General features: G+C 62.2%; 18 protein-coding genes. 14 read left to right on the top strand and 4 right to left on the bottom strand.

Annotated features, from left to right (window positions below; all coding sequences use genetic code 11):
* The first annotated feature begins 47 nt into the window (after positions 1–47).
* The 14 genes from BDD21_RS27155 to BDD21_RS27090 all read left to right on the top strand — a co-directional run bounded on the left by BDD21_RS27155 (position 48) and on the right by BDD21_RS27090 (position 20,246).
* Positions 48–686 (top strand): recombinase family protein, encoded by a 639-nt coding sequence (locus BDD21_RS27155; RefSeq protein WP_120800310.1) that lies wholly within the window; start codon positions 48–50, stop codon positions 684–686.
* Positions 687–970: 284 nt separating this feature from the next.
* Positions 971–5,623 (top strand): hypothetical protein, encoded by a 4,653-nt coding sequence (locus BDD21_RS27150; protein ID WP_120800309.1) that lies wholly within the window; start codon positions 971–973, stop codon positions 5,621–5,623.
* Between the two features lie 380 nt (positions 5,624–6,003).
* Positions 6,004–6,279 carry a WGR domain-containing protein gene (locus BDD21_RS27145; protein ID WP_120800308.1) on the top strand — a complete coding sequence of 92 codons (276 nt, stop codon included), beginning with the start codon at positions 6,004–6,006 and terminating at the stop codon, positions 6,277–6,279.
* A 153-nt stretch (positions 6,280–6,432) separates the two neighbouring features.
* Positions 6,433–9,546, top strand: a complete 3,114-nt coding sequence (locus BDD21_RS27140) for an anti-phage-associated DUF499 domain-containing protein (protein ID WP_342769628.1) — start codon at positions 6,433–6,435, stop codon at positions 9,544–9,546.
* Positions 9,543–10,175 (top strand): anti-phage-associated DUF3780 domain-containing protein, encoded by a 633-nt coding sequence (locus BDD21_RS27135; protein ID WP_120800306.1) that lies wholly within the window; start codon positions 9,543–9,545, stop codon positions 10,173–10,175. Before BDD21_RS27140 ends, BDD21_RS27135 begins: the two co-directional genes overlap by 4 nt.
* A gap of 62 nt (positions 10,176–10,237) precedes the next feature.
* Positions 10,238–10,558 (top strand): hypothetical protein, encoded by a 321-nt coding sequence (locus tag BDD21_RS27130; RefSeq protein ID WP_120800305.1) that lies wholly within the window; start codon positions 10,238–10,240, stop codon positions 10,556–10,558.
* Positions 10,555–10,956 (top strand): type II toxin-antitoxin system VapC family toxin, encoded by a 402-nt coding sequence (locus BDD21_RS27125; protein WP_120800304.1) that lies wholly within the window; start codon positions 10,555–10,557, stop codon positions 10,954–10,956. The genes BDD21_RS27130 and BDD21_RS27125 overlap by 4 nt, the downstream gene beginning before the upstream one ends.
* 37 nt (positions 10,957–10,993) lie before the next feature.
* Positions 10,994–14,038, top strand: a complete 3,045-nt coding sequence (locus BDD21_RS27120; RefSeq protein ID WP_245970044.1) for an anti-phage-associated DUF1156 domain-containing protein — start codon at positions 10,994–10,996, stop codon at positions 14,036–14,038.
* A 31-nt stretch (positions 14,039–14,069) separates the two neighbouring features.
* Positions 14,070–14,303: a hypothetical protein gene (locus BDD21_RS27115; RefSeq protein WP_120800303.1), complete on the top strand. Its 234-nt coding sequence runs from the start codon at positions 14,070–14,072 to the stop codon at positions 14,301–14,303.
* Entirely contained in the window at positions 14,291–14,716 is a 426-nt protein-coding gene (locus BDD21_RS27110) for a type II toxin-antitoxin system VapC family toxin (protein WP_120800302.1), read from the top strand. The genes BDD21_RS27115 and BDD21_RS27110 overlap by 13 nt, the downstream gene beginning before the upstream one ends.
* Positions 14,713–17,448, top strand: a complete 2,736-nt coding sequence (locus tag BDD21_RS27105; RefSeq protein ID WP_120800301.1) for a phospholipase D-like domain-containing anti-phage protein — start codon at positions 14,713–14,715, stop codon at positions 17,446–17,448. The genes BDD21_RS27110 and BDD21_RS27105 overlap by 4 nt, the downstream gene beginning before the upstream one ends.
* Before the next feature lie 236 nt (positions 17,449–17,684).
* Positions 17,685–18,617, top strand: a complete 933-nt coding sequence (locus BDD21_RS27100; protein ID WP_170164979.1) for a DUF4238 domain-containing protein — start codon at positions 17,685–17,687, stop codon at positions 18,615–18,617.
* Between the two features lie 97 nt (positions 18,618–18,714).
* On the top strand, positions 18,715–19,386 hold the full coding sequence (locus BDD21_RS27095; RefSeq protein ID WP_120800299.1) for a lysozyme inhibitor LprI family protein: 672 nt from the start codon (positions 18,715–18,717) through the stop codon (positions 19,384–19,386).
* 26 nt (positions 19,387–19,412) lie between these two features.
* On the top strand, positions 19,413–20,246 hold the full coding sequence (locus BDD21_RS27090; protein ID WP_211335243.1) for an abortive infection family protein: 834 nt from the start codon (positions 19,413–19,415) through the stop codon (positions 20,244–20,246).
* Positions 20,247–20,608: 362 nt separating this feature from the next.
* Here the strand turns inward: BDD21_RS27090 and BDD21_RS27085 are convergent, their stop codons facing one another.
* From BDD21_RS27085 to BDD21_RS27070, 4 genes are read right to left on the bottom strand one after another with little or no spacing between them, the layout of a single operon-like run.
* Positions 20,609–20,926, bottom strand: a complete 318-nt coding sequence (locus tag BDD21_RS27085; RefSeq protein ID WP_120800298.1) for a helix-turn-helix domain-containing protein — start codon at positions 20,924–20,926, stop codon at positions 20,609–20,611.
* Positions 20,919–21,257: a type II toxin-antitoxin system RelE/ParE family toxin gene (locus tag BDD21_RS27080; protein ID WP_120800297.1), complete on the bottom strand. Its 339-nt coding sequence runs from the start codon at positions 21,255–21,257 to the stop codon at positions 20,919–20,921. Before BDD21_RS27080 ends, BDD21_RS27085 begins: the two co-directional genes overlap by 8 nt.
* A 28-nt stretch (positions 21,258–21,285) precedes the next feature.
* Entirely contained in the window at positions 21,286–24,246 is a 2,961-nt protein-coding gene (locus BDD21_RS27075) for a Tn3 family transposase (RefSeq protein ID WP_120800296.1), read from the bottom strand.
* Positions 24,243–24,974 (bottom strand): recombinase family protein, encoded by a 732-nt coding sequence (locus BDD21_RS27070; RefSeq protein ID WP_281269202.1) that lies wholly within the window; start codon positions 24,972–24,974, stop codon positions 24,243–24,245. Before BDD21_RS27070 ends, BDD21_RS27075 begins: the two co-directional genes overlap by 4 nt.
* Positions 24,975–25,824 lie beyond the last annotated feature (850 nt).

The following is a 25,824-nucleotide window of genomic DNA, read 5'->3' as shown; positions in this document are numbered from 1 at the left end:
CGCCGAAACTGTCACTTATTCGAACGTTTAGGTGACAGGGGAAAGATATGCTGCTCGGGTACACGCGCGTCTCCAAGGCCGACGGCTCGCAAGTCCTGGACCTTCAGAACGATGCTCTAATCGCCGCCGGGGTCGCTCCGGGGAGCCTCTACGAAGACCGTGCTTCGGGGCGGCGCGACGACCGCCCGGGGTTGGCCGCCTGTCTGAAGGCGCTGCGCGAGGGCGACACCCTGGTGCTGTGGAAACTCGACCGTCTGGGACGGGATCTGCGCCACTTGGTCAACACGGTCCATGACCTCACGGCCCGCGGCGTGGGGCTCAAGGTGCTCACCGGCCAGGGCGCGGCTATCGACACCACTACACCGGCCGGTAAGCTCGTCTTCGGGATCTTTGCGGCGCTCGCCGAATTCGAGCGCGAGCTGATCTCCGAGCGCACCTTGGCCGGGCTCGCCTCGGCCCGGGCACGCGGACGCAAAGGCGGGCGGCCCTTCAAAATGACGGCGGCAAAGCTGCGGCTGGCGATGGCCGCAATGGGGCAGCCGGAGACGCAGGTCGGACGACTCTGCGATGAGCTGGGCGTCACCAGGCAGACACTCTACCGGCATGTCTCTCCTCAGGGGGAGCTACGGCCCGACGGGAAGAAGCTCCTGTCTGGGGGGCAGCCGGCAATGGCGGCCCGGCCGTGACTCCAATCGGCCAGTTGCAGACGCTAGCGCTTCGTAGGTCGGCGTCCGCAGTGGCCTGCTCAGCCGGCAGCCGCCGCTTTCATTAGTTACGTGTACTTTCCACAGAAATTTTCTCAGAATTTCGAATCATCGATTATCGCTCGATGCTGGATCCTCAATGATCGTCGAGAGGTTCATAGAATCCATTTCTTACGGAATTTTCGGGAGATGGTTCCGGGTATTCTAATGTTATTGGCGCACCTTTGATGCGAAGCGAACACCTTCGACTACGACATGACCCCCATTTGCTATCCAAAACGACTGAGAACCGCCTCAGCAGGCTGAAAGCAATCCTGCAGGAGGATCTAACATCCGGGGCGTTTGAGAAACTGACGGCGGCGTTGCTCAGCGAACTACTGGGACTGACGATCGCCGTTGCCAAGTCTGGCTTCCAACATGGAGGGGACGCAGGACCAAGCGGTCGTCAAGGACGGCGATTCCGTATCGAGACCAAACGTTACGCCGACACAACCAGCCTCAGCGACCGCGAGTTACTCGGCGAAATCGACCACGCCGTGAAGAGTGATCCCGCTATTGAGGCATGGTTTCTCACAGCCACCCGATCAGTACCGGAACAACTTGAGCAGGATCTGCTATGGAAAAGTGACGCACTCGGTCTTCCCATCGCAGTCATCGACTGGAAATCGGACGGGTTTCCAGCTCTCGCTGCGCTCTGCACCTCCGCTCCCCATGTTATCAAGACGATGGTTTCCAAGGAGGCAGGAGACCTCGCCCAAAGCTTGGCGTCGGAGGGGGAGGACGCCCTCTCATCGCTGAGACGCGATCTCGAGAGCTGGAATCTCGGCTTTGAACGCCTGCGCGCCTTGTCGCTCGAACGGCTGACCACAGTCTGGACCACGCCAAGGACCTCGATGGCGGCGCTCGGTCAGGACGCGGCCGGCGGCCACCATCCCGGGACCATCCGGCGGCAACGGCCCTTCGCCGCCCTTTCCGCATGGTGGAGCGGTCGAGAGATGATCGATGCACCGTCTGCGGTGGTCGGTTGGGAAGGGGTCGGCAAGACTTGGGCGGCACTGGATTGGCTGACCGATCGGCAGGCAGAGATGCCTATCGTCCTGGTGGTTCCATCCAGTGCAGTTGCTGAGATTGCGAGTGTCTCACTTCCCGCCGTCAAACGTTTTGTCGGTGAGCGCTTATACGAGCTGACCGAAGCGCGGGACTCCAGGCATTGGCAGATGCGCTTCGATCGACTCTTGCAACGGCCCCTCGACGAGGGGCCTGTTCTTACCTTCCTGTTCGATGGCATGAACCAGGAGCCGCTTGTGCCCTGGCATGATCTCATTCGGATTTTTCAAGGCACGGTATTCTCGGGTCGAGTCCGACTCATCCTGACGACCCGTCACCTGCACTTCACGGACAAGTTGTCGTCGCTACGTGGCCTGATCACAGCGCCCGAGGTCATCGCCGTCGATCCCTACGACGATGGGGAACTCGACCAGCGCCTTAAGGCGGAAGGCTTGAGCAGAGACGATCTGCATGAAGATCTCGTCCCTCTGGCACGGACACCGCGTCTGTTCAATCTGGTGGTCCGCTTTCGCGATCGTCTGGTGGATGCCGGCCAAGTGACTGTGCATCGGCTTTTATGGGAATACGGACGTGACACGCTGGGAGTTCGCGCGGGCAAATCATTCAGCGAGGAGGCATGGCACGACTGGCTGCAGGAGGTAGCGCGGCGATATTTAGATGGTACGCGGAATTACAATCTGCGTGAACTCGGCGAAACAGTCGGCCGCGCTGATCTGACGCCTACAGACACGTTTCGACGTCTAAGCGACATCGTCGATGCGCAGTTTGCGACAAGCAGAACTGCGCCGCGCATCGAGTTCACTCCCACGCTCGTGACGCACGCGCTGGCTGCTGCCCTGCTCACCGATATCGACGACGTGAGGGCTCACGATCATGCTGCCGTCGAGCGACGTCTTGTGGAATGGCTCGATCCCATCCAGGGCTTGGACGAAAAGGCCGAGATTCTTAGGGCGGCGGTCTCGATCCTGCTCGAACGGGATGCCGAGCCGCCGTCTGCGATAATTTCCAGCTTTGTCTTTGAATGGCTACATTCGCAGAACATCCCCGACGAGCACCGCAGTGAGCTTGTCCACATCGCAGCACCGCTCTGCGACGCCCTGCTTGATACGATCGGGCGGACTGGCGACGGAACGCGCACGTCCGCTAGGCTATGGGCAGTGAACGCACTACGCTCGATCCCTCGCGCCGACATGAACACCCTAACCAAGATTGTGGATCGTGCGATCCGCTGGCTACGCGTCGTGTCGAGGGATGTAGACCCGCCGAATGGAAGGCACGTCGATTCGGAAAGGGCGCGCGCGACCCGTCTTCTGACGCGAATCGGGTCCGATGCAGATGGGGAGCGTACTGTATTAAGAGCACGTTTAGTGTTTGTCGAGCGCCACTCTGACGCCGCAGCCGCGACAATACCATCCTTGCTTGAAGGGTTCCCGCTGGCGATGGCAGTGCCCGTCTTCGAGGCTGCCGCGCTAGCTATGGCGATCCGTGGACGCGAAGATAACTGGGAAGCTCTCAAATGGCTGTGCTTGCTTAATGACGTCGACTTCAATGCGACGGCAAGCGTACTGCGGAGGAGATCAGCCGAGATTGCCGCACTGACTCCCGAAGCCGGCATCCATCCCGAACTACCCCTCCGCATGGCTGCGTTGCTATTGTGGCTGTCGGGGAATGAGGATGACGAGGCGGCTGCGGCGCGCTTGAACCCCCCACTCGACCAAGTCTTGTCTTACGAGCGTGACTATGCGGCGAACCCCGCGGAAAGCTGGTTCATGCTGGAGCGACGCCACGCCGAACAGGTTCTGAGCGATAAGGCTATCGCATTGCACCGGAGGATCGACCGGACCAAGCGCTTCTTTTCCGATCCGAACTTCTTTCCGCCGGCCGACTTCTGCAAGGAGATCCGGGAGCATGCGGCCGGCTTTGACGTTTCGGCGCTGGACAATAGCCGGTCGTATACCATCGAGAATCATGCATTCAGGGCTCTCGCACCCGTACTTGCGCGATGCGCACCGGACGCGCTTGCCCATCTCCTGCGCAGGAAAATGGCAGGGTTCGCGTCGAGGCCGGCCGAGCAACGCTACGCAACTGCGGTACATGCCCCCGAACAGCTTCTGCTGGTGAACGAAGAGTGCGCTGCGGCGGCGCGCGTGCTTCGGGTAAATCACCTGGAGCACGATGAGAACAATGACTTACTCGCCGCCACTCGACTGCTGGTTCTCGAGATTCAAGATCTGGCTGCACCGGATCAAATCATTGCCATCATTGATACGGACCTCAAAGACCTTCTCGAGGATCTCGCCAATGTCCTTAAGCCCCTGTCGAGCGAGGAGGCCGATTCGCTCATTCGGTACTATGCTGCCGGGACAATGAAGCAGATCTCCGACTTGGTTCGGTTGCTCTCTGAATCCGCGACCGACCTGAACCAAGAGGCTTGGCAATGGTTGGCCTCCCTCGCGAGGGTCGAAGGGTTCAAGTACCGGGGCGCCGTGTTCAAGATGCTCAACGCGACCGATCCCCAACGCTTCGGCCGGGCGCTCTCGGATGCAGGCTGGAAATGGCAACCCGACGAGGATATGTGGTGCAATCACTATGGTTCTCTGGCGCTGATTGCCGGCACGTCCGGGCTCCCCTTCGAGCAGAGCATCTCATCGATCGCGCCGTGGCTTCTGCTGAGGGCGGTCGTGGTGCGTGGCGGATCGGCGGCGGATGCGCATCTCGCGGCCGAGCTCTTCGGTGCGATTCTGGGTATTCCTGTGGCGGAGGCCCCCGATCTCGGATCGGACATTTCGGTCAACAGCGAACAGCGCATGATCGACCCGTTCAGTTTTTCAATCACAATCCGGCCGGAGGGCGAAGATGATCCATTCGCCGCATTACGACTTGCAGCGATGGACCCGGAGAAGCTGCACGAAGTCCGTCAGCGGGCCGTCGACACGGCCGTGAGCCGCATCAATGCGGCCCGAACTTCCGGCGCGAGCCTCTACCTTCATAACGTCGATGCATCGGACTTCGTACCGATCATCAAGTATGAGTCGGCAGCGATCACGAGTTGGCTGGAAGGCGCAGAAAGTGTTACCGCCGACTTCAAGCGCCGTGTGTGGCTCGCTGAAGGTGTCTACCTGGCACTCTGCGAGGCGCTCTTGTCTTGGTCAACCGACCAAGCTAAGACCTTATGGAATGGTCTCCGCAAGGCTCTGGTGACCCGCTATCTGGGAAAGGCGCGGGTCGACGAGACGATCAACATGCTCTTCCGTTCATCAAGCGTACCCGAAGTGCTTCGCGAGGAACTGCTCAGCCTGACCCGGACGAACACTGACCAGGGGTTGCTTGAACTCGCCATCGCAGCAAGCACGAACGGAGCGTGGGCGTGGCTCGATCAGGTTATCGCCACCGATTTGGCTTCCGGCGTCGTCTGGCGCGAGCAGCGCGCCGGCAAACTCGCCGGATTTACCACGGGCAACGACCTGCCCGTTTCTGGGGCTTGGCCCGAGGGCCAAGCGGAGGACCTCCGGACCTCCCGGCAGAGGGAGACAGCACACTGGCGGCACAAGGAAGCCTGCGCTCGACACTGGTGGAACGTCTACTGGCATGAAGCGTCCGACGTCGATGCCTATGCTGCCTGGGTGCTTTTCTTGGAAACCGCCGACCGACGGGCGTACAAGTGGATGGCCTTCAAAGAAGGAGTACTGGACCGCGCGGCCACTACCACTCAACGGCGGCTGGCGCATTTCCGTTTGAACGAGGGCAAGTTGAAATCAGTGATGGGCAAGCAGGAAAAGCAGTTGGACCAGCAGTTCCTGGGACGAAAAATCATTGAGGGGATCGGGCCCTGGGGAAAGGAAAGCGATTGACGGCGCCGCGTATGCCCCTTTCGTCACCACGGCTCCGGAGCATGATCGAGTGCGATCCGGATGTTTCAATTTGCAGAGAATCCCGGCAAACCACAAAACCGCGAGCGTTGTTCCCGCTTCGACAGCCTTTCGTCCGCGATGACCGGTTTCCGTCGTTGTGTTGCCAGACGGTGCGGCACAGTGAGTGTCAGCTCTGGGTCGCAACCCTGGTCCTAGCGCTCCGAACCAACCCTACTGGGGTTTGCACTCGGCTTCTGAAATTTGGTGCAGCCCACTTCTGAATGCGACATCGGACATCACGGTCGAGGCGGTTGCCGCACGCCTCGGTGTTGCGCCGGCCACCCTGTACCGCTCTCTGCCAGGGGGAAGGGGAGGGCTGCATGCGTTGGGTGAATGATGCAACGGCGCGCTATTACGAAGCCCATCTGGTCGAGGATCTCTTCGGCTCCTGGACCCTGATCACCGCTTGGGGCAGGCAGGGGTCGCCCCGAGGGAGGATACGCTCGACAGGTGTTGCGTCTTACGACGACGGGCAACAGCAGATCGAGACGATCGGCAAACGCCGACGGCAGCGCGGATATCGCCTTCTCGATGGAGAGTCCGCCGCTGCCGCTCCGAGCAGACGGACGCACGCCAGGAGCGTCGGCAATGCGTGATGAGGAGGTCGCGGATCGGCCTCCGGGCCGAGGATAGGGACGCGGAAAGCGCGCGTTCCGGGAAGCTGCCCTGTATTCACCCCGGGACGGAACACGTAGCATCACAAGACCGCATCGGATGATGCGGCACGCAATCAAAAAAAGAGGATCGACGTGCTCGGAACCGTACGTGACACCTGCAAAATCCATCCGATGGTCCAGGACTACCGGATGACGGAAGCGATCGAGAACCTCTCTGATCTCATTCATGATCAAGGTGACGGCAGCGAATTTTTCGCCCGCAACCACATCACGCAGGGGATGGACACCCTGTTCCGCGAAGGCCTGCTGCGCCTTGCCGGACTGTCCGATCAGGCCGCCTTCGAGCTGGCTCAGGCCATGGGCGGCGGCAAGACGCACCTGATGGTCGCCATCGGACTCCTGGCGAAATACCCGGCGCTTCGAGCCCTTGTGCTCCCCGCCGAGTTCGCGGAGCGCCTGGACTTCGGTCCCGCCCGCATCGCCGCTTTCAACGGCCGCAACGATCCCGAGCACTACATCTGGGGCGAGATCGCCGAGCAGTTGGGCCAGCACGACCTGATCCGTCCCTACTGGATCGACGGTCCCCGCGGGGTCGACGAGGCCAAGTGGCTGCAGATCCTCGGCGACGAGCCGACGCTGATCCTGCTCGACGAGCTGCCGCCGTATCTGCTCAACGCCGACACCCGCGCCGTCGGCAAAGGTTCGCTCGCCGATCTGGTGACCTACAGCCTCGGCAATCTGCTGAGCGCCGCCATCAAACGGCCACGCTGCTGCGTCGTCATCGCCAACCTCTCGGGCAGCTACGATGTGCAGAGCCGCGATCTCGCGCGGGTCATGTCCAACCTGCAGCAAGAGACTCGCCGTCAGGCCCAGACCATCACACCGGTCCAGCTGGCCGGCAACGAGATCTACGCGATCCTCAAGAAGCGCCTCTTCACCGAGCTTCCCGACGCGTCGTTGGTCGAAGCCGTCGCGGAGGCCTTCGCCGAGCAGGTCAAGGCCGCCGAGGACGGCGGTTACATCACCGCCCGCGCGATGGAAGAGGTCGCCGAGGAGGTCCGCGAGACCTATCCCTTCCATCCCTCGTTCAAGAACCTGGTGGCCCTGTTCAAGGAGAACGAAGGCTTTCGCCAGACCCGCGGGCTGATGCAGTTCACCGCCCGGCTGCTGCGCAGCGTGTGGAACCGCAAAGCCAACGATGTCTTCCTCATCGGCACCCAACACCTGGATCTCAACGACACCCAGGTGCGCGACGAGATCCAGCGCGTCAACTCGGCACTGCTGCCCGCGGTGGTCAACGACATTGCCGACCACGGCAATGCGCGCGCCGAGGAGATCGACGGGGACCTGGGCAGCGATGCGGCCGGACAGGTCGCCAAGCTGCTGCTCTCGGCCTCGCTTTCACGCGCGGTGGGCGCCCACACCGGCCTCACCCAAGCCGAGATCATCGAGTACCTGGCCGCACCCAATCGCAAGGCCGACGAGTTCATGGCCGGCCTGGAGCGCCTGCGCGATCGAGCCTGGTACCTGCATCGCGAGGGCGAAGCCTTCTATTTCAAGGAAACCGAGAACCTCGGTCGACGCATCGAGCGCGACGCCAAACAGATCCCGCTGCCGAAGCTCGAGCAGGCGCTGATCAACCGCCTGGAGGGGCTGTTTCAGGCCCAGAGTAAGACCCGCGCGGCCTACCAGGACGTGCAGATCATGCCGCGGCTCGACGACGTGAGGCTCTCGGGTGCGCGCATCCTGCTCGTCGTGCAACCGGACGGGCGCACCCCGCCGGAAGCGATCCGGGCCTTCTATGAATTCCAGCAGGAGAAGAACAACGTCCTCATCCTGTCGGGCCACGACAGCCATCTCGCCAACGAGGTCGAGGCACGCCTGCGCGAGCTCTACGCAGTCGAGCGCATCCATGCCAACCTCAAACCGGGCGACACCCTGTTCGAGGAGGCACGCGACAAGTACGAAGAGCTCGCCGAGCGCTTCACCAAGGCCGTCTCCGGCGCCTACAACCGGTTGTTCTATCCGGGTGGCGACGGCGAGCTGGTGATGGCGACCATCGACAACGGGCTGAGCTTCGGCACCGGCGAGCATGCCGCCGAGGCCCAGATCGAGAAGCTGCTGGCGAGCGGGCGCTGCGACAACAAGCTCGCGCTCGACATGGCCGAGGACCTGCTCAGCTACTGGGCGATGGCCGAGACCTATCTCTGGCCGGGGAAAGACCGGCGCGTGCCCTGGCGCGATCTGGTCATGCGTGCCAAGACCGATCCGACCTGGCCCTGGATGCCGGGTGCACGCGGCCTGGAGGTCCTGCGCGACGAGGCACTCAAACAGGGGCGTTGGCGCCAAACCCCCGAGGGTCACATCGAGAAGGGACCTTTCCCGCCCGAGCACACCTCGGTCAACGTCACGCCCACCGGAACCCTTCGCGAGACCGGCGAGACCACTCTGGTGCTGACCCCGCGCAATGCCGGCGACAGTCCGCGCGTCCATGTCGCCAAAACCGCCGCCGTGTCCGAGCAGGACGAGCAGGTGCAGGATCTCGAGGACTACCGCACCACCGCGGCGACCCTCTACTTTTTGGCGGTCGACAGCACCGGCAAATATTGCATCGGGGAGCCGACCCGCTGGACCGCCGACCTGGTCATCCGCCACGAGATCCATGCGCTCGCCGATACCCGCAAGGTCGAGCTGCGTTGCGCTCCCCCGGCCGAGATGCGCTATACCCTCGACGGCACCAATCCCAAAGAGGGCACCCGTTACGCCGAGCCGTTCGCCGTCCCCGCCAAGGGCTGCACCATCCTGGTTGCGGCCAAGGCCGACGAGGTCGAGAAGAGCGCCAAGATCCAGGTCCCGGCCAACGGCGACGACCGGGTCATCATCGACGACACCAAAGCGGCCCACCTGGTGAAGCCGAAGATCTCCATCGACACCACCGACAAGGCCTTCGCGGTCATTCAGCGCTTCAAGGATCGCCCCGAGACCCTGCTGCGCGGGGTACAGATCCTCATCGGCGAGGGCGAGACCGCGGCTCAGATCCGCTTCAACGATCGCGAGCTGACCGCCGCCGCGATCGAGGCCGCCATCAACGGCATTCGCGCCGCGCTCTGCGATCCGCAAGCCGCCGTGCAGGTGCTGATCAAGGGCGGCATCCGCTTCGGCGACGGCTACGCACTCAAGGAGTTCTCCGAGATCGCCGGGATCGCGCTTGCCGCCGGCGATGTGGTTCAGGATGCCGACGGATGAACGCCGGCCTCCCCAAGACCGTGTCGAGCCCACCGAAGGCACCCGCCAAGCGCGCCGCCTACGCCCATCCCACCCGCGGCTTCGGTGTGCCGGCGACCTCCGACCCGCATCATTTCGTGGTCGCGATTCCCCGCGGCAATACCGCGCCGATCCTGATTCGCGAGCACCTCGGTATGGGCTCGGAGAGTGCGCGCGAGCAGGTCATCGACCGTGTGCTCCTGGAGCGTGCGCGCTGGAGCGCGATCCGTGCCGAGGTGCAGCGCGCCTTCAATGCCCGGCTCGCGGAGCACAACCTCGCCGGCGGAACCTGGAAGGTCGGCGAGACCCCGGTCGACCGGCTGCTCGGCAAGGAGCTGTGCATTCTGGCCTGGGCGGTCGAGCGTCTGGATCCCGAGAAGATCCGGGTGGCGGTGCGCAACTGGCTCGCACTGCGCCCCGAGGAACGCTGGTGGTTGTTCGGGATGACCGCGGTCGCGACCGGCGGCCCACAGGATGCGGAGAAGGGATGGCGCGTCGCGCTGCGTTTCGCCTTGGGGGATGTCGCCCAGAATGCCCAGTTGAAGACCCGGATGCTCCCGGAGCAGGCCGGACCGCAAGAGCATGGAACGCTGCCGCTCTTCCACGACTGATCGGGCGAGGGCCGATCCGAACCGCGTGCCGCGGATTGACGTTCGCCCGAGCCGCAACCAAAATGGTTGCATCTCAGATCGTCGACAACACCCGTTCCATGCCTTCACTCACGTTGAAAGACATCCCCATCCCCTTGATGGAGCGCCTGCGCAGCCGGGCAACCCAAGATCAACGCAGCCTCAACCGCGAAGCCATCTGGCTGCTCGAGCAGGCACTTGAATCGACGGCCGATCCCGCGAGTCGGCTTCGCCAGGAGAGCGACGCCCAGCTCGGAGCCTGGGAGGCGCTGAGCGGACGCTGGGAGGGCAGCGAACGTGACACCGATGATTTGATCGCGGACATCTACCTCTCCCGCACGCTGGGTCGCGAGCACACGCTGTGAAGCTGTTGGATACGGATGTCTGCATCGAGATCCTGCGCGGCAACGCGCAGGTTTTGCAGCGGCGCCGGTCCACCCTCGATCGGGTGGCGACGACCTGGATCACCGCCTGCGAGCTGGCCTACGGAGCCGCCAATTCACGCGCACCGGAGCCGAACCAAACCCTGGTGACCGAATTCCTGTCGACCTTGCCGATCCTCGATTTCACGCTGCCCGCGGCGTTGCTCTTCGGACAGCACAAGGCGCGCCTGCGCGCGGCGGGCACGACGGTCGCCGATGCGGACCTGATGATCGCCGCCATCGCCCTTGCGCACGGGGCCACCCTGGTGACCGGCAATACCCGGCACTACGCGCGGTTCGAGGGTTTGAGGCTCGAAGACTGGATCATCCGGACACCATGATCAAAAAAACCCGTCGGACCTTTGGATTCGCAGCGCGATGATGGTTGAAACACTCACGGATACGGCAGGTGGAGACGCCCGGCTTGAGCCTTTCGCATTGAGGGACGCCCCGGCGCTGATCGAGGCGGTCTTTCCGGCACAGAAGATCTCGTTCGAGGCCCAGCGCGAGCGCAAGGCCGGCGCAGGGCAGACGCTGACCGCGCTCGGCTCCTACTGGAAGGGTCGCAAGCCGCTCATCCTGGTGAGGGCCATCCTGCTCGGCAGCCTGTTGCCCCAGACGGATGATCCCGAGCAGGACCTGGAGATCTTCGAGCAGCTGATGGCCTTCGACACCGCCGGACTCGCCCGGCGCGAGCCCAGACTTGCCCCGGCCGACGTCGCGCGACGGATCACCTTGGAGAATCCCTGGCGCCACTTCAGCACTGTCTTCAAAGGCAATGTCGCGGACGCGCAGGAGATCGAGGGCATCCGGTTCCCGTTCGATCCGGACGACTACCCAGGTCTCGCCCTGCGTTGGCGACGCGATATCGACCCGGCCGAGAAGCTGGAGCTACTGGCCCGCACACTCGCGACCTTCGCCACCTACGAGGAGCGCGCCGGGCTCTGCAAGCGTCCGGAGGAGCTGGACCAGGCGGCTCTCTACGCGCCGATCTGGCCGGCGGTGAACGCCCATCTGGGTCGCTTCGGGATCGAGGCTCGCTCGCATCAGGAGCTGGTCGAGCAGCTCGGCATCCTGCGCTTCGGTCATCGTCCGAAGGTGGGCGACACCTTCTGCGGCGGGGGTTCCATCCCCTTCGAGGCCGCCCGGTTGGGCTGCGATGTCTATGCCTCGGACCTCAACCCCATCGCCTGCATGCTGACCTGGGGGGCGCTCAATATCATCGGAGCGTCGCCCGAGAAGCGCGCAGAGATTGACCAGGCTCAACGCGAGATCGCCGAGGCGGTCGATCGGGAGATCACGGCGCTGGGCATCGAGCACGACAGCCAGGGCAATCGGGCCAAGGCCTATCTGTACTGCCTTGAGACCCGCTGCCCGGAGACCGGCTGGATGGTACCGATGGCGCCGAGCTGGGTGGTTTCGAGGATTCGAGGCGTTATTGCCAAGCTGGTTCCGAACTTCTCCAACCAGCGATTTGATATTGAAATTCTAACCGGTGTTTCGGCTGCCGAGGTAACGGCCGCTGAGCAGGGCACGGTGCGTGAAGGAAATCTTGTTTATGAGCTTGATGGGAAGACCTATCGGACGCCCATCAAGACACTTCGCGGTGACTATCGCGATGCTGACGGCAATATCGCAAACAAGCTTCGCAGCTGGGAGAAGTACGACTTCAAGCCCCGCTCGGACGACATCTTTCAGGAGCGGCTTTACTGCATCCAGTGGATCACGCGCGAAACGTGGGACGTGCCTCGTTCGACGACGTTCTTTGCCGCGGTAAACGAGGAGGATCTGGAACGCGAGCGACAGGTTGAATCAATCGTCGCCCAGAACCTCGCGCGCTGGCAGGATGAGGGATTGGTGCCGGATATGCCGCTCGAAATTGGCGGTGCTCCGCGCTATCAGGGGCGAGATCTCGTTGTTGCAAGGGGTTGGTCATACTGGCATCATTTATTTAATAGCCGCCAGATTTTGATGGTGAGTTATATGATGAGGCTGGGCTATAGTGAGAATCTATGGGTGGGATTGGGTGGAATCCTGAATTTGCAGTCCAAATTATGTTCATGGCACAATGATGGAAGGAAAGGAGGGCTGCAGAATACTTTCTCAAACCAGGCGCTTAACACTATTTATAATTGGGGTTCTCGGGGTTTCATGGATTTGAAATCCTACGTTCGGCTAGAAATTCCTTTGTTTCCTTTAGAAACACGTTCGATTGTTTTGTGTAGTCCCGTGCTTGCTCTTGCGGCTGAAAGTGATATTTGGGTAACAGATCCCCCTTATGCCAATGCGGTGATGTACCACGAAATCACCGAATACTTCATCGCCTGGCTCCGCAAGAACCCGCCGCCGCCCTTCGATGAATGGACCTGGGACTCCCGTCGCGACCTCGCCATCAAGGGTTCGGGCGACGACTTCCGCCGCGGCATGGTCGACGCCTACAAGGCCATGACCGAACACATGCCGGTCAACGGCATGCAATGCGTCATGTTCACCCACCAGGACACCGGCGTCTGGTCCGACATGGTGAGCATCTTCTGGGCCGCGGGTCTGCAAGTGGTCGGGGCCTGGTATATCGCCACCGAGACGACCTCGGAGCTCAAGAAAGGAGGCTACGTCCAGGGCACCGTGATCCTGATGCTGCGCAAGCGCCCCGCCGGCGAGCGCCCCGGTTTCAAGCAGCGCATCCTCCCCGAGGTGAAGCGCGAGGTCGATGCCCAGATCAAACAGATGCTGCATCTCAACACCGAGACCGAGGCCCGCATGGGCGCGCCGGTCTTCAACGACTCGGACCTGCAGATGGCCGGCTACGCGGCGGCGCTCAAGGTCTTGACCGGCTACACCAGTCTCGGCGGCGAGGACGTGACCGCCTTTGCTCTGCGTCCGCGCCGCAAGGGCGAGACCACGGTGGTCGACGAGATCGTCGAGCAGGCGGCCGAGACCGCCAACGGTTTGCTCGTTCCCGAAGGACTCGACCGCGAGACCTGGCAGGCGATCGGCGGCATCCAGCGCTTCTATCTGCGCATGCTCGACATGGAGACCACCGGGGCGTCCAAGCTCGACAACTACCAGAACTTCGCCAAGGCGTTTCGGGTCGACGACTATGCGGCGGTGATGGCGAGCACCAAACCGAACGCGGCGCGGCTGAAATCGGTCACCGAGCTCAAGCCGCGCGATCTCACCGACCGCACCGAACTCGGCGCCACCCCGCTCGCGGCCGTGTTCATCGCCATCCAGGAGTTCCTGGCCGACAAGGACCCCGAGGTCGTCATGGCCAACCTGCGCGACGCGATCCCGGACTATCTGCACCGCCGCCCGCTGCTGATCGACATGACCGCCTTCATCGCCGCCAAGGCCCGCGGACCCGAGATCCGCCGCGCCGCGGAGGCGATCGCCAGTCGGATGCGCAATCAGCGGTTGCAGTAGACGCCGCTCACTACCCGCCCGGAGGACGCGAATGCACGCAATCGAGCTTGAAGCAACCGTCGAACACCATACGATCCGTCTGCCGGAGACCATACCGGACGGTACCCATCTGCGCGTGCTGTTGCTGATGGATGATCCACCTCGCTCCGCCAATGACGGCGGCGATCTGAAGGGCCTGTTGGCGGGCTTGACGGAGGGTCTCACCGCCGAGGATCTGCACCGCGCTCGGGACTTCGGTCGAGGTGATCCGGAATGGGCTTCCTGATCGATACCAATATCCTGTCGGAAGTGCAGAAGGGCGACCGTGCCGATCCGGGCGTGCGCGCCTGGTACGAGGCGGCGGATCCACGCGAGCTCTATCTCTCGGTGTTGGTGCTCGGCGAAGTGCGCCAAGGCATCGATCGCCTGCGTCGCCGTGATCCCGTTCAAGCCGCGCGATTGGAACAACGGCTTGCCTCGGTCAAAGAAGGCTTTGCCGATCGCATCCTGTCCGTTTCAACCGAAGTGGCGGAGCGTTGGGGTCGCAACAATGTCCCGGACGCCCTGCCGGTGATCGATGGCCTGTTGGCTGCCACCGCGCAGGAGTTCGGATTGACCTTGGTGACGCGAAATGTACGGGATGTCGAGCGCAGCGGGGTGTTGCTGCTGAATCCGTTCTCCGACGCCGCATCGCCTTGACCATCCGCCGCTTCTCTTCCCGCACCACGCCGCTGGACCAAGGCTTTCTTGCCGACCAGCTCCAAGGTGCCCGCAGTTACCGGCGCATCGCCGGCTACTTCACCAGTTCCCTGTTCGAGATCGCCCACGAATGGCTGGAGTCGGTGGCGGACGTGCGCATCGTCTGCAACGTCGATCTCTCGCCCGAGGATCTGAAGGTCGCGCAACTGCGCGAGGCGCGCATGCTGGGACGCTGGAACGAGCGCTCGATCGAGGCCGAATCGCTGCTCAACCGCGAGCGTTATCGGCGTCTCGATGCCTTTCTGGCCCGGCGCGGCCAGGTGATCCGGGTTGCACCCGACAGCCTCTGCGGCTTTCTGCACGGCAAGGCCGGCGTGATCGAGCGGGCCGACGGACGCAAGGTCGGCTTCATCGGCTCGATGAACGAGACCCGACACGGTTGGCAGCAGCACTACGAGATCCTCTGGGAGGACGATTCGCCCGAGGGCGTGGCCTGGATCGAGGCCGAGTTCGAGCACCTGTGGAACGCGGCGAAACCACTGCCCGAGGCGGTGTGCCGGGAGGTTCGCCGGCGCGGGCGACGCTTCGAGGTCGAACTCGGCGAGATCACGACCGAGGAGACCCTCGCCCCGGCGGCGCTGATCGAGTCCCCGCTGTACCGCGAGGGCATGTCGCTGCAACCCTGGCAGCAGGGTTTCGTGACCGAATGCCTGCGGCACTCCAACGACCACGGCCAGGTCCGGCTGTTGTTGGCCGACGAGGTGGGTCTGGGCAAGACACTGTCGCTCGGTACCGCCGCCCTGACGTTGTGTCTGCTTGCCGAGAAGACGCGTCGACGTCGCAAGCCGATCGTGATCTTCGCCCCCGCTACGCTCTGCGAGCAGTGGCAGACCGAGATGATCGACAAGCTCGGCATCCCCTGCGCCCGGTGGCACTCCATGCGCAAGGTCTGGCTCGACACCGAGGCGCGGGCGATCTCCCCGAACGGCCCGGAGCACATCGCCCGCTGTCCGCTGCGCATCGGCATCGTCTCCACCGGGCTGATGGTGCAGCCCTCGCGCGAGAAGGCGATCCTGGTCGGGATCGGCTACACGTTGGTGATCCTCGACGAGGCCCATAAGGCGCGCTCGCGCCAGGGCTACGGCGCGGACGCCGGCGAGCCCAACGCGCTGCTTGCCTTCATGCACGCCATCGCCGATCGCACCGATCATCTGTTGCTCGGCACCGCGACCCCGATCCAGACCAAGGCCGAGGATCTGTGGGACCTGGTGCGCGTGCTGCACCGGGGCAGTCAGGGCTTCGTGCTCGGACATGCGCTGTCCGATTGGCACTACCCGGAACGGGTGTTGCCGCTGCTCGGCGGCGCGCAGCGGGTCGAGGACATCGACTACGGCTGGCAGTTGCTGCGCTCGCCGCTGCCGACCCGCGATTCAACCAACGAGCCCAACGCCCGGCGCCTGTTCCACAACCTGCGCGAAGACCTCGGACTGCGCGCGAACGAGCACCTGGCCGGCGCGCTGACCGATCTTCCCCCGGAGTTGCGCGACGACCTGGAAACCGAGCTGGATCGGGTGATCGACGGGGCGAGCTTCTTCCAGCGCGAGAATCCGTTGGTCCGTCATGTCGTCCTGCGCAAACGCACGACCCTCGAAGAGCGCGGCTTGCTGGACAAGATCGCCGTCAATGTCCATCCGGAGCAGGGGTTGGTGAAGGATCCGCATCGCTTCAACGCCCTGTTCCAGGACATCGCCTTGCGCACCACGCCGGATTTCGATCGGGCCTACGCCGAGGCCCTGGAATTCGGCGCTGTGCTGGCCAAACGCGGCAAGGGCGGCGGCTTCATGAAGAACCTGATGCAACAACGCGTTTGCTCCAGCGTCGTGGCCGGGATCAACACCGCAACCAAGCTCCTGGCGGGGCGCACGGTCATCGAGCAGACCGAGGATGGCGAGGAGGAGCTGGCCGTGCAGACCGACGCGGAGCGTGCCGCGCTCGAATCGCTGCTCGCCGCCTTGGCCTGCATGGGCAATGATCCGAAGCTGTGCGCCGTCCGCTACTACCTCAACGAGGAGGGCTGGCTGGATCTCGGCTGCATCATCTTCAGCCAGTATTACGATACCGCCCGCTGGGTCGCCGACGCCCTGGCTGCCGAGCATCCGGCCGAGACCATCGGGCTGTATGCCGGGGCCGATCGCAGCCGACTCTATCGCGAGGGCCAGGCGGTCGGCATCGTCCGCGAGGAGCTCAAACGGATGGTCGCCGATCACGACATCCGCATCATGGTTGCCACCGACGCCGCCTGCGAGGGACTGAACCTGCAAACCCTCGGCACGCTGATCAACGTGGATCTCCCCTGGAATCCGACCCGCTTGGAGCAGCGCATCGGGCGCATCAAGCGCTTCGGGCAGGCGCGCTCCACCGTGGACATGCTCAATCTCGTGCATCAGGGCACGGTCGACGAGACGGTCTATGCCCGTCTGTCCGAGCGCATGCGCAACCGCTACGACCTCTTCGGCGGTCTGCCCGACACCATCAAGGACGACTGGATCAAGGATCTGGAGACCTTGGGCGAGAATATGGATCGCTACATCGAGGAGCGCCGCCAGGCCACGGGGTTCGACCTGCGCTACAACGACAGCATCAAGCCGGCGGATGACGCTTGGCGGGATTGCGCCGCCGTGCTGGCACGAAGGGATTTCGACAACCTGATGCGGCAGGGGTGGAGTGGCTGAGTCGTGAGATCGAAGTCGATGCGGGAAGCGGCAACTTGAGCGACCCTCTGCCATTACCAGCTCTCACGACTCAAACCTGCTGCTCTGCGCTTCATCCCGGGCGATTGCTCTGGACGCATTGCGGACTGTCGCGGACATCATCTCTCGATGAACGATTGAGTCCGAAACGTGGCGTACGCAACCAAAGCCCGCCGCATACGACAATGTGGCCGACTCTCGAAAGAAGTACAAAGGGAATGCCGAGAACGAAAAAACAACACTACGTCCCGCAGTTCCTTCTGCGCAACTTTGCGACGGGATCACGCAAGACTCCTAAACTGTGGACGCTTGATAAATCCACACAGAACATCCGCTACTCATCTGTACGCGAAGTGGGGCATGAGAACCTCTTCTACGAGCACCACGACCAAGACGGCTCTCGAGTGGAACTCGAAGACCTCATGATGCGCATCGATTCAATTGGCGCTGAGATCATTGGCCGCATACTCAAGGAGTCTTCACTGCAACTGTTATCTGAGGACTTCGAGTGGCTATCATACTTCGTCGCCTGCCAGATGCTGCGGACACCTATGGTTCGCAAAGACATGGAAAACATACGGGAGATGGTTATCCGGAAGTGGGGGCCAAACGTCCGTGCAGGAGACGATCTGCGCACAGTCGGAGAATATGGGCCGGAGGATTCCAAACTCAGCTCTCTGCTATTACTCCGCGATGCCCCAGAGTTTGCAAATCTCCTTCAGACCAAAGTCTGGACGCTCGAAAAGGCGCCCAAGGAAAGTACCTTCATCATCGGTGACAACCCAGTATCTCGTTACAACATGATTGATCGCTGCCCGCGCGGAAATCTTGGACTGAACAACACCGGAATCGAGTTGTACATGCCGCTATCGCCGAGATACAGCATTCACATCATATGCCCTGCACTCGCGGAAAACTTTCTCCGCATGGATGGAGTAGCCGAGGCATACAGCAACGCGATTAATAGAGGTATTCCAGTGCAACTACAACCAGAGAACGTTGTTTTTGCAAACTCGCAGCAGGTTATCTGGGCCGAGCGCTTTGTTTTTGGACGTGAGAAAATTGACCTTTCGCTGCCCATCGATATGTTGCTGACGAATCCCGAACTCGTAAGCGGACCTGGCGTAAGGCAATGTCCCGAAGAAGTGTAGGAAGCAGCCAATTCGAAAAAAGATTTGAACTTTACCCAGGGGAGCTATGTTCCCCCGACTTGGGTCGGGTCACTCGTCACGTTGGAGGGTATGGAACGTGCAGTTGACAGATATGCTTACAGACATCGTCCTGCTCGTATTGGGCGGCGTTGGAGCCACTGTATGGTTCTTTTGGCGTCGCAGGGCGGAACAAGCCCCGGTATTCGAGAACATTGAGAAGGCTGAAAAGCTACTTTCACTGCGCAAGGAGCTAGACAACACGAACTACACAGTGGCCGACCTAAAGAACCTTGAAGACACCCTCATGGGTCGTGCTAAGGTTGCCAAGAAACTCAGCATCACCTACGAAAAAGAAGCGCAGCGCGTTCGAGAGGTCGAACAGAACACCGGCCTGACTCAGGCAGAAATGAACATTGCTGCCGCAGATGCCTATCGAATGGCCGAAAGCAAGCTTGATTCCGTAATCGCACAGATCAAGGGCTTCTTTTCGCCTGAAGGGTGTGCGCAATTCGACCAGTCCAACGATGATTGGCGCGCCTATCAGCAAAGTCACGCGGCTTTCGTGGCCTCATGCTACGATGGCGGAACTATTCAGCCTCTTATTCATGCGTCGGTACTTGAAGCCGTCACGATCGCCCGGCTTGTAGAGCTTGAGGCCGAGCTTAAATTTATCAAAGAAACGCAGGTGCCGTATGCCGAACAAGGTGCCCGCCAAACCTGCGGTTCAGGGGGGCTGGTGCATAAAGCCGCGCAAGCCTCTGACTCCTAACTTTGGGAATCATAGGAGGCTATACAGTGGCCGGCGAGCTAATCAGCAAGAAGACGCGCATTGAACTACGCGAGTACTTCGTTGGCACTACGCTATCTGAAATCACCAACGAGTTTGATTCTGTCGATGTCCCATGCGACGGCGATTACATACCAAATACGTCAGGCCAACGACGCTCCCTTGTTGAACAGTACTACCACGCAATTGATTGGACACGATGGAACGATGTTCGTAAGTTCCTCGCCATGTATGAGAATGTCCTCACTAACTTGGAGGATCACATGGAAGACGGCGCGGATTGGGAAGCGAATAATTTCAAAGCTTTAAAGAAGTGGATCGAGAAGGATGGTTTCAGCTACTCTGGCGGGAAACTCACTAAAGTTGGAAAACGCCACGGTTTGGAGCACATAGCAGGCACCGTGGAGCCGCTCGATCTACCCGAACTCCATCGGCAAATACAGCGAATGCAGAATGCGGTTGAAGACGATCCAGCTCTTGCTATTGGAACTGCTAAAGAGCTTGTGGAATCGGTTTGCAAGACCATTTTGGAACAGCGCCAAATCATTTTTAGAGATGACTGCGATATTGGACAGTTAGTTAAAGACGTCAGAAAAGCACTGGGTCTGGTTCCGGAGTCGATCGCTAACTCGGCGAAAGGTGCCGAGTCCATCCGAAGACTCCTTAGCAACCTTGGTAGCATCACTCAAGGTCTTGGTGAACTTCGTAATCTCTATGGCACCGGTCATGGGAAAGCGGGGGCAGTGAAGGGCCTTTCGCCTCGGCACGCGCGCCTTGCTGTTGGTGCCGCTGCAACCCTCTCGACATTCTTGCTGGAAACACACTTTGACCGCAACGTATGAGACCAAACCCCGTAATCCAACAGACCTCGTGCGATAAGCCGCGCGAGGCTGGTAATTTTGGACTGTATCTCCGACACGCGTTTGCCCGACCCGAAAGGGGCTGCTACTTGCGAACCCGGAGCCTAACCGCTAGCGTCAGCAGTGCGTCTACTTGCCGCCGGAGCGGCTCAGTTCGGGGGTGTCTTCTGTCCGACTACGGGCCGTCGCTACAACCGAGTCGGGACCTTTTCCACCGCCTCTCAGTCGGTGTCGTCACGCAGAAACAAGCCAGGAGTCGGGTGAGCGAATCTTGGAATTCATGACGAGATGCGATTGGAAACAACACTTCGGCTTCCAGGTGCACGGTTCTGCCGGCTGGTTGTTCAGGCGATGGCCTGAATACCCTTCTTTTCGATGACAGTGAGGAGCCGAAGCGCTGGACCACCGGGGCGCTTGACGCCGCGTTCCCAGTCCGAGATCAAGTTCTTGCTCACGTTGAGGTAGCGGGCAAAGACCGGCTGAGAGAGATGCTCGCGTTCGCGCAACGCGCGGATGGCCTCGGGAGAGAGGGGCTCGACCGACGTCAGACAGGTGTCGTCGAACTCGCGCATGGTCAGTTTGTCGATGGCGCCTACCTCGTGGAGGGCCGCCATGGTTTCGTGGATCGAGGCCAGCGCGTCGCTGCGGTACTGCTTAGCCATCGTGATCGACCTCCAAAAATTGCCCGTTGCGGATCAGTGCCGCGAGCTGCTCGTCCGTCAGCTCCAGAACGTGCGCCGCCGCCTTCTTGAATGCCGCCTCTTCCTCGGCGTTGATGTTGGGCTGCCGGCTCTTGGCGAATCCATAGACGAAGAAGGCGCGATGCTCCCGGCGGTACAGGATCAGCGTCCGATAGCCGCCCGAGCGACCTTGCCCGGGGCGTGCCACGCGTTGCTTGATGATCCCGCCGCCGAGGTCGGCATCGACCAAGCCTTGCTCTGCTCGCTGGACGGCTTCGCGCAGCGCCGCGTCCCGGATCTTGGGGTAGAACAAGCAGTCGTGTCACCAGCCGCCATTTCGCTCAAAGCAACGCCAGGCGGGTGTTCATGTCCAGTTCGAAGCGACCGTACGGGTTGACGTGCTCCCAGATCAGAGGTGTCAGTGCCGCATAGTCGCGCGGCGTTAGTCTTCCCTGCCAATGCGGCTGCGCGAGCACTCGCTGGATCATCAGCGTGTTGATATAGACCATGCCGTTCTGGATCAGATGGAGCGCGAGCATGCTGATCTCATGGTCCTCTCGACGGTTGCTGGCCATCTCGCCACGCCGGGCGAAGAAGACGAAGTCCGTGGCCCCGTTCCACTGCTCGACCACGTTGAGGCCCTCGTGGATCTCGCGGCGCAGATCCTGCGAGTGCAGGTAACGGCACAGGAAGATGGTCTTGATCGCCTTGCCAAGCTCGGCCAGCGCCTTGTAGGTCGGGTGCAGGACGTTGTTCCTGGTGAAGCGGCGCAGGATCGACTCGGTGTCCGCGGTTCCCAGGCGCAGAGCGGTCGTGTACTTGATGATCTGGTTGTACTGCTGGCGGATCAGCTCCCAGTCGATCGGTCGGGTTAGAATCTGTTGTAGCTTGGCGTAGGCGTCTGCCTGGCCCGTTTTGGGCCGGTACAGCTTCTGCGAGTGGATGGCCTTCAGTCTTGGCAGCAGATCGAAACCGAGCAGGCGGCAGAAGGCAAACGCGACCGTGCTTTGACCGTGCGAATCGACGTACTGGCGGTCGATCTCCATCTCGGTGCAGTGATGGAGGACACCCTCGATCATCGATGCGACCTCCGAGGAGGACGGTGATTTGAGCTGTGAGTGCACACATAGCGACTTGCGCTCGACGTGCCAGTAGATCATGACGCCCCGTCCACCGTAGCGCAGATGCCATTGCGTCATCAGATTCTGATCCCAGGCACCGAAATGCTTGGAATCGGAGGCGCAAGCGGTCGTGCCGCTTCCCCAGATAGCCGGATCGCGGGCGTGCAGGGTCCCATCCGCCACGATGGCGATGGCTCGGCGCAGCGTATCGACGCTGAGGTAGCGCCGCCGCACATAGGCCAAGTCGCGCGGCGTCGTTCCGGAATCCAGCCCGGCCATACGCTGCAAGCCGGCATTGGTGCCCAGGCCGTGCAGACACAACAGCAGGCGTGGCTGCAAGACCGAGCGCTCCATCGTCTCGTAGGAGGTCGGACTGCGTAGGGCCTCGGTGAAATTCAGCCGAAGATCGGCCTCTTTCACCATGTCGAGCAGACTGGTCATCGGCCAGGTCGCGTTGAGCTCGGCCTTGAGTGCGGTCAGGTTGGGCGGCTCGGGCTGCGCATCCAGCGGTGTCAGCGTGATCCAGCCACCCCCCTTGTCGCTCAGCCGAACGCAGTGGTTCTTCTTCAGACCGGCATCGAAGGTCGTCAGGGCCTCGTCCATCTCGGTCCGGATGTCGGCGATGAAGCGCTCGGCGTCCATGGGCAGCTTCAGGGCCTGATAGTAGACCTCCCGGTTGGCTTCGAAGTCGGTCGGTAGATCCTCATCGGGATCGCGGTAGCGGTTGGCCCCGACCACCCAGATCTCCTTGCAGCGCAGGCGCTCGCGCAGGGCCTCCAGCACGGCGATCTCATAGGTGATGCGGTTGACGCGATCTTGACCGGTAGCGTCCTGCTCCAAGACCGCCTCGCGCCACAGACCTCGCACGACGCCATCGAGCGGGACCGTTTCCTCGGCCGGGAAGGTATGCACCTTGGTCATTGCGAAGCGCTTGACCAGGTCGAGCGCCTCCATCACCGGTTGGTGACGGTCATTGTTGGAGCGAAACTCCAGCGCGGCCAGCAAGGCGGGAACCATGCGCCGATAGTGCCCACGGTACGAATTGCGGATGACGGTGCGGAGCGTGACGCGATACGTCGGACCCGTGGCCTTCCATTCCTTGACCAGGTCCTGCAAGGTCTGCTCGCCGACGACGGGGAAAACGACCTCGCGCACCACGCCGTCTGGCTGGGCCAGCGCCGCATCGGCCAGCTCGAACAGCAGGTTCTGTTTGCCGGAGACGCGCTTGAGGTCTTCCAGCAGCTCGCGCTCGACCTTGCGCTCGGCGCGCGCACCGATCTTGTGGATGGTCTCGATCAGCAGATCCACGAGGTCGTCCGTCAGGCTGCGAAGACGCAGGTGGACAAAGGCCGCCAGCCAGGTGAGCCGCGCCGGTTCGGGGTGACGGCGCAGGTCACGCGGCACTTCGACCGAAACACGCTGACGAGACCGCTCCAGATCACGCGACGATACCCCGTCGAACAGACCGGCGGGGAGATCGATGCCACGAAGCAGCTCCAGCTTCGCCAGCGCGTCCTGGAGGCTGGCAAGACTCGGGCGACCGGGATCATCGCGCAGTTTCACCAGCAGCGTCGGCGTGCGGTCCGTCGCCGCCTCTTGATCACCAACGACATCCGCTTCGGTGTCGGTCTGTTCGGGGCGCAGCAAGGCATCAAGACGCTTGCGCGTGGCGGGCGGGAGCCGCTCATGGACGCTGGTGTGGAAGCGGTCCTCGTGGGCACGCAGGGCACTGCGCGCGATCCGCTCCATTCGTTCGGGTGTTGGCGGCTCAATGGCGAGCTCGCGGCAGCGGACTTCCAGCCGCTCGAGCATCGGCTCGAGCTCACCACCCACCTCGGCGGCGACATGATCCCGCAGCCAGATCAACAGCTGCTCGGCATCGGCGACCGTGGCCTCGCGAAAGCCGAAGCGCGTGCGGATCTCGGCGCGGAGACGCTCGGCCGTGCGACCCGTGAGGAAAGCCTCGTCCGCGGTCGGGGCCGGGATGTCGAGTTGGCGGCCGAGGGCAGCGATGCCCTGTGCTTCGATCTCGCTGGGGTCTCGTGGGAAGCGACCCCGCTCGCGGAAGAAGGTCAGCAGGACGGCAAACCCCAGCCGGCTCGCCCGGTACTTGGTCAGCACCAGTGCCCGCTCGGCCGGTGTCAACAGCCAGCGATGGTCAATCCGCTCGGACTCCGTCATGCCGGCTCGTCTCGTGAGGACGACGGTGACGACCAGTCGATTCGTGCCAGCGTCTCGATCAAGGTCGTGCGCTTGACGCCGAAGTTGCGGCACACGGCGGCCTTGGACATGCCGCCGTCCAAGGCCGCGATGATCGCGTCCAGCTTCTCGCCGGTGATCGCCTTGGGCCGTCCACCGACTCGACCACGTCGTCGAGCTGCCGCCAACCCGGCCATGACCCGTTCCTGGACCAATGCCCGCTCGTACTGCGCGAGCGCACCAAACACGTGGAACAGCAGCTCACCGGAAGGCTTGGTTGTATCCATGCCTTCCGTCAGCGAGCGGAACGCGACCTGCCTGTCTTTCAGGGAGTCGATGATGGTCAGTAGGTGGGAGAGTGATCGTCCAAGGCGATCCAGCTTCCAGACAATCAGCACATCGCCAGCCTGCACAAAGTCGAGCGCCTTGGTCAGGCCGGGACGGTCATCCTTGGCACCAGAGGCATGATCCTCGAAGAGATGCCGGGCATCGACGCCCGCTGATAGGAGCGCATCCCGCTGCAGGTCGGTGCTCTGCCGATCGGAGTCCGACGACACGCGCATGTAGCCAACCAACATGGACGGATAACCATCAAAAACTGGTTTCCGTATGCTCGCATAATGCGACAGGGTTTTCCGTCTATTTTTGCGGTCCGCGAAGGCGATTTTTTCGGTCTGCCCGAGGGCAAACCGGGGACTGTCGGAAAACAAGTGTTTTTCGGAAGGGTAACGCCGGCAATTGCGGCTGAGCAGTCACCCGCTGCTGATTGTCCGATTGTCAGCCTCGTCCCATGTCCGGTTACTGGCCCATCTGACCTGAGCGCCCGGTGAACGCGCGTTGCGGTCACCGACCTACGCGAGGAGGGCAAGGAAGTACCGCAGGAAGCGGACATCGACCTGCGGTGGTGGTCGGCGCTACCATCCACCTGGGGAGAACGGAGCCTTCTGGGTGGCGAGCAGGCGGACCCGGCCAATTCCGGACGCTCAGCTGTCACCGAGGAGCGGCCGCAATGACCTATCCAACGGACGCAGGTAGTTCGCGGCCGATCTTGACACTAGGTCCCCTGCTGTAGCCCTAACCGCCAAAATCCTGCCCTTGCCTGCCGTTCGTTTCTTCGAACTGAACAGCGAGAGATCACTGCAGCGAGCTTCCTTTCGACTCGGGGCCAAGCGTTCACGCGATTGCCTGAATCCCCTCTTCTCGATGACGGTCAGGAGCCGAAGCGCTGGCCCGCCGGGACGCGTGACCCCGCGCTCCCAGTCAGCGCGAGGCTACGGCGGTAAGAGTTGGCACGCTGTGGTGTGCGTGCTCACGGCCGCGTGTCGGCATCCGCCCGGGGCCATCAGCATTCCCATGCCGACACGGGTGCCCGGAGGGCGCCCGCCTGCGACGGCTGGCCTTCGATCGGGCGTCGATACCGCCCGCGCGGCTCGGGTAACCACCCTATGAGCTCCCCGGCCGATCAATGCACTTCGCTCACCACGAACCCGATTGTACCCGAAGGCTGGTCCGGCACGTCGGACAGCCGACTAGCGCGCCCCACTCGGCACGGTTACCCTA

The sequence above is a fragment of the Thiocapsa rosea genome (assembly GCF_003634315.1).
Classification (GTDB): Bacteria; Pseudomonadota; Gammaproteobacteria; order Chromatiales; family Chromatiaceae; genus Thiocapsa; species Thiocapsa rosea.
This window is presented reverse-complemented; position numbering and strand designations above follow the sequence as displayed.

What these genes read in the sequence shown, in the direction of transcription:
- BDD21_RS27155 (WP_120800310.1), top strand. Translation starts at nt 48, where the DNA reads ATGCTGCTCGGGTACACGCGCGTCTCCAAGGCCGACGGCTCGCAAGTC.
- BDD21_RS27145 (WP_120800308.1), top strand. Translation starts at nt 6,004, where the DNA reads ATGCGTTGGGTGAATGATGCAACGGCGCGCTATTACGAAGCCCATCTG.
- BDD21_RS27135 (WP_120800306.1), top strand. Translation starts at nt 9,543, where the DNA reads ATGAACGCCGGCCTCCCCAAGACCGTGTCGAGCCCACCGAAGGCACCC.
- BDD21_RS27130 (WP_120800305.1), top strand. Translation starts at nt 10,238, where the DNA reads ATGGTTGCATCTCAGATCGTCGACAACACCCGTTCCATGCCTTCACTC.
- BDD21_RS27120 (WP_245970044.1), top strand. Translation starts at nt 10,994, where the DNA reads ATGATGGTTGAAACACTCACGGATACGGCAGGTGGAGACGCCCGGCTT.
- BDD21_RS27115 (WP_120800303.1), top strand. Translation starts at nt 14,070, where the DNA reads ATGCACGCAATCGAGCTTGAAGCAACCGTCGAACACCATACGATCCGT.
- BDD21_RS27110 (WP_120800302.1), top strand. Translation starts at nt 14,291, where the DNA reads ATGGGCTTCCTGATCGATACCAATATCCTGTCGGAAGTGCAGAAGGGC.
- BDD21_RS27100 (WP_170164979.1), top strand. Translation starts at nt 17,685, where the DNA reads ATGCCGAGAACGAAAAAACAACACTACGTCCCGCAGTTCCTTCTGCGC.
- BDD21_RS27085 (WP_120800298.1), bottom strand. Translation starts at nt 20,926, where the DNA reads ATGGCTAAGCAGTACCGCAGCGACGCGCTGGCCTCGATCCACGAAACC.
- BDD21_RS27075 (WP_120800296.1), bottom strand. Translation starts at nt 24,246, where the DNA reads ATGACGGAGTCCGAGCGGATTGACCATCGCTGGCTGTTGACACCGGCC.